Source organism: Prevotella sp. C561 (assembly GCF_000224595.1).
Classification (GTDB): Bacteria; Bacteroidota; Bacteroidia; order Bacteroidales; family Bacteroidaceae; genus Prevotella; species Prevotella jejuni.
This window is the reverse complement of record NZ_JH114164.1, coordinates 1-4,529: the sequence shown is the minus strand read 5'-3', so window position 1 is coordinate 4,529 and position 4,529 is coordinate 1. Positions and strand designations below refer to the sequence as shown.

The following is a 4,529-nucleotide window of genomic DNA, read 5'->3' as shown; positions in this document are numbered from 1 at the left end:
AGTTTCTGATAGGCCTTGGTTTTGGTCAGACACTTAAGTCCCATTTTCATTGCCAATTGAAAAAGGTCTATCGTTGGTGGACCACCTACAAGGACCGGATTACCACCTGAGGTTATAATGGAAAGTAGCTGCGTGGGCAGGAAGCGTGAGACACTTGGCTTCTTGAACTTTCCCGGATGAAGTCTCGGAGGCGGTGCAAAACCAAAGGTGCTACATGAAAGGGCTGGATGGAACTGCGTTGAACAAGGACCTCCGTCTGCAAGTACCGTAGAGCTTCCCATCCACATCTCGGCATCAGCAAAAGGAGACGTGACAGGAAAAATGTGTATGACAACAGCAGGCAACTGTATCATTGAGATTCCCGCTTGAGCTATCCAACGTCCATGTACTTTTACAGACGGTGCCATACCTTTCAATATTGAAACAGCAATGGCTCCAAGTCCACTCTCTGGTGAAGGAAGCGCAGGTGCTACGAATGACATGATTTCGGACATAAGGTCAAATACCATCGCACAGGCTGGTACCGGAAGGGCTGGTGATGGAGGCCAAGTTGTCGCATGTATGTCTACACCTAAAGCTAAGTCAAAATACTTAGCTACAGGCATGCCAGGCATGCTGGGCAGAACACTTGCCAGATCCTTCTGCAAGTTATTTATCGAGTCTTTTGCCTTACCGAAAAGATCGCCGAAAGCTCGTTCTGCAAGTACTAAGGGATTTCCTTCTATTGCCATTGTGTTATTTCTGCTTTTTCTTGGTTAAACTCGAGAGTATTTGAGATTTGTTGTTTGGTTGTTGATCAAAGGCTGATACTAACTCGCGCCAGTCAGAACCTAGCCATAACTCTAACTGTTTCTCTAATACTATCATGTCTTGCTTATCTCTCACTTTCTTACAAAAACGCAATGCCATAGAAGCTGCATAGGCAAAAGTAGAGGATCGCCTCTGCTTCATATCAAGGTGGCTTCCTGCTTCAAGTGCCAATAGGGAGCGGATAAATGCCTCTTCAACATTGCCCTGCTCATAATTCAGATATGCACTCATACGATAGCCTTCAAGGACATACAATATATCACCTCTTTTTGCAGCTGCAGCAGCAACCTGTTCATACAAGGGTATAGCAGCATCAGGCTTCTTTGTGCCCACGAATATAGCAGCCTTTAGAAACAGGGCTACTTTCCATACAGAGTATGCAGTCAGGTCATCTGCCCTCATCATCCTTTCAGACTCATTGATGGTACGGTCACAATAAAGAAGACTCTTATCATTATTCTGAATGATATAATAGGCTTGTGCAGCAATAATAGGAGTGGTAAGGATTACATCCTCACGATCTAGCTGATGTGATAAATCAATCAGTTTACTAACTTCTTTGTCAAGTACGGATTCACTCTTCTTGGATGTACAATCTAGTACTGTACGAATCTGGCGAGTATAAAGACTGTTAAGATTTGTTGGATCATACGAACCACATTCTTTATCCATCGCATTGCGTATGGCATCAGGCATGTTAAGTCTCGGCTCAAGAAATTTCACCTTCTTTGTTTCGGCTAACTTAATCTTGCGTTGATTGGCATAGTCAATTGTTATAAGTCTAATTCCTAATGGAATACCATCTAAAACATTGGTAAACCAAGAGGTTAGTTCCATGCCTTCATAAGAAATAGGGGGGATATAAATGCAGAAATGACGTGTTTCAAGTCCTTTTATACATGACTTGAAACGTAGCAGCTCACTCCATAGATTCTCAGCAGTTCGTTCTAACGAACCATCTGGATGATAATCCTGATAAAGGCGTCCGTCTTTCTTCAAAGCCGCCATAATATCATACTCTTCTGGAACTTTCTCTTCGAACCAACTGATATATTCTTCCCAAAGCGATTCGGAAAATACCTTGACATCACCTTGATAGGATGTGTCAAAACGAAAAAAATATCAGTGAATTCTCCAGCAGGGGAACGTTCAATTTCCATGAACTTATCAATAATATCCATGTCCTCTACTTGAGCATTCCAAATGACAAGCCTCCATTCCTCATCACGTTCTATATTTCGCCACAGGTCTTGTAGCTTCCCATATTCACTTGCTATTGAAACTCCTGCCGCCATACTTATGAGTTTATCTTGACCAAACCACCAGTTATCGTAACATCGGCATCTCCATTGATAGACGTAGAAGCAGATGACAGCGTACTCTTACTTCCACCAGAAACCTCTACATTGGATTTTGCTATCGCATTTATGTTAGCGCCTTGTATATCGACACCAGTTCCACTGGTAATAACGACACTTTCATTTTCTCCTGACTGACAAGTTGTACTTGTTGCTCCATCAATGCATATAGTATTTGCCTTAATCGTTATCGTGTCCCCCTCTATTTTTATAGAGGCTTTACCATTATCCAGATGGATATTGGTGACGGCAGAAACTGTTACTGTATTATTACCATCGAAAGAAATAAGGTTTTGTCCTGTCTTGTCAGCAAGTAGTACATTACCTGTACTATCATCGAGTTTAAGAGTGCTACCAGTGCGACTGGTAAGGCTCTTGCAGTTGTTGCCTTGGCCACCGCCACCACCTGTCGTTCCATTAAACAGGCTACCCATGACGTATGGTCGGGCGGGGTCACCATGACGGAAGCCGAGGAGGACTTGGTCGCCTACCTCTGGAATGAAAACGAAGCCACGGTTACTTTTTACGTCTTTGCTGCCACCACCATCTGGCGTCATCACACGTACCCAACTTGTTCGCATGTTGTCGGTCTGCCAGTTCATGCGCACCTGTACACGACCGGCTCCATGTGGGTCGGCATTGCTGAGTACCGTTGCCATCTGCGTTTCAGCCAGAGGCATTTCAACCTTTGGGTTAGGCAGACTCATTACAGTACCAGGAATGGCTTTGAAACGGTTTTTGTAATAACAGCTCTCGCTCACTTCATGGGTCATCTCGATGATAATGAAATCGCCTAAGCTCTCTTGGGAGAGATTGCCAACTCCCTTTAAGAAAGAACTATACAAACTTATCACCGAACCCACATGTAGCCTTGGGTCCTGGCTTTCGGCTGTGACGTAATGGGTTTCAGCCGTTTCGGCCGCTTGTTTTAGGAGTACATAATTCTCAAGATCATCGATAGAGCTGACACGCTGTATAGAGTATTGGCGAGCCGCCTTAGGGTAGGAAGGAAGCGCAGCACGGAACGCATCACCCGCCATTCTATCGTGTCCGTAAGCCTTATCGGGCGTCTTGCGGTCCATCTCACGGTTTGCACCAGAATGGAACGTAAACACCTGTTCTGGACGAGCTAATGTTTGTAGACCGATATTGAGGGAACTCAGTGATGTACCAAATTCCATCTTGATAGGGTCTGGCAATCGTCTTGGCTTACCGAAGACAAGTTTCAGACCATCATAATACATCCACTCCTGATACTGCAAGGCAAGGCGACGAACGAAATCGAAGTCAGATTCCTCGTATTGGCAGATGTAATCCAACTGTTTCTTGTGTGCCGCATTCAATGCCAATTGCACCTTACCATCACTGCACAATCTCTTTACGACATCGCCAATCGACCTATCGTTCCATGAGTAACTGCTCGGTGCCGTCTCCATACGATAAGTAGAGGAGTATCCAGACACCTGTATACACCCGAAGTCGCTACCATCGCGATGCAACTCAATGTTCGTCACTATCCCGCAGAAGAATGGTTTGTTCGCAGCTTTCACTATGATATCCTTGCCGAGCCACTCTTTACTGCTACTGAGGTTATGTACTTGTCTGTTACCTCCCGACTCAAGGTCAACCGTGAGGTCAAAGTGATGATGTGCCCCAGTACTTTGGTCGATACGAAGTGATTTGAAAGAAGAAAGTCCATCCTTCCCTATGGTGATGGAGATGGGATTAAAAGGTATTGCCATTGAATATATTTTTTGAGGTAATTAAGGCTGAAAAGCGATTTAATAAGATTTGTTCCCTATATATAATAAGGTGACGATCTCAGCAGCTTATAGGTATGTCCTACTGCGATGAGACCTAAATAGAAAGCTAAAAGGACCATGTCAAGCACGTAGCCCGACACAGTCCTTAAGTTTCTTAGACCTATGAACGAGGCCAGCGGTTATCGAGCTCGGCATTACCCACGGTGATATTCTCAGCAGAGAAGGTCATCGCGATGGTCATCGGCGCCTCGTTGTTTACGTCGAGTGTCTCCTTGTAGTGAACGATGTAAGCATTCTTGAAAGAAATCTCCTTCATCTTAGCATCCTCCTCACTCTTCTTGTAAACAATCTTACCCTCAACAGGTTTGAACTGACTATTGAGCATAGCCTCGATAGTAGAAGTGTCATCAGTAGACTCGATAGTGACGCTGATACGGCCACCAGAGATACTTGATGCAGGCTGACCCTTCTTGTCAGTCGTACGACTGAACTCGTAGTTAGAATAGAGTACGTCGTACTCCTTGCCACCTAATTCCAATGTTGCTCTAAATGAACTCATGATAGATAATTTTAAAGTAGTTAGAAAATAAGAAAACGA

General features: G+C 44.3%; 4 protein-coding genes and 1 pseudogene. All 5 read right to left on the bottom strand.

Features of this window, described 5'->3' with window-relative positions:
* A pseudogene (locus HMPREF0666_RS16180) lies at nucleotides 1-731 on the bottom strand (RHS repeat protein); the annotation flags it as partial.
* Nucleotides 732-735: 4 nt separating this feature from the next.
* Complete coding sequence (locus HMPREF0666_RS15465; RefSeq protein ID WP_009013326.1) at nucleotides 736-1,818, bottom strand: hypothetical protein; 1,083 nt, start codon at nucleotides 1,816-1,818, stop codon at nucleotides 736-738.
* Complete coding sequence (locus tag HMPREF0666_RS16175) at nucleotides 1,806-2,105, bottom strand: hypothetical protein (RefSeq protein ID WP_009013325.1); 300 nt, start codon at nucleotides 2,103-2,105, stop codon at nucleotides 1,806-1,808. Before HMPREF0666_RS16175 ends, HMPREF0666_RS15465 begins: the two co-directional genes overlap by 13 nt.
* Before the next feature lie 2 nt (nucleotides 2,106-2,107).
* Nucleotides 2,108-3,910 carry a type VI secretion system Vgr family protein gene (locus HMPREF0666_RS15460; RefSeq protein WP_009013324.1) on the bottom strand — a complete coding sequence of 601 codons (1,803 nt, stop codon included), beginning with the start codon at nucleotides 3,908-3,910 and terminating at the stop codon, nucleotides 2,108-2,110.
* 181 nt (nucleotides 3,911-4,091) lie between these two features.
* Nucleotides 4,092-4,490: a type VI secretion system tube protein TssD gene (tssD, locus tag HMPREF0666_RS15455; protein ID WP_004384141.1), complete on the bottom strand. Its 399-nt coding sequence runs from the start codon at nucleotides 4,488-4,490 to the stop codon at nucleotides 4,092-4,094.
* Between the last annotated feature and the right edge of the window lie 39 nt (nucleotides 4,491-4,529).

What these genes read in the sequence shown, in the direction of transcription:
- HMPREF0666_RS15465 (WP_009013326.1), bottom strand. Translation starts at nt 1,818, where the DNA reads ATGGCGGCTTTGAAGAAAGACGGACGCCTTTATCAGGATTATCATCCA.
- HMPREF0666_RS16175 (WP_009013325.1), bottom strand. Translation starts at nt 2,105, where the DNA reads ATGGCGGCAGGAGTTTCAATAGCAAGTGAATATGGGAAGCTACAAGAC.
- HMPREF0666_RS15460 (WP_009013324.1), bottom strand. Translation starts at nt 3,910, where the DNA reads ATGGCAATACCTTTTAATCCCATCTCCATCACCATAGGGAAGGATGGA.
- tssD (WP_004384141.1), bottom strand. Translation starts at nt 4,490, where the DNA reads ATGAGTTCATTTAGAGCAACATTGGAATTAGGTGGCAAGGAGTACGAC.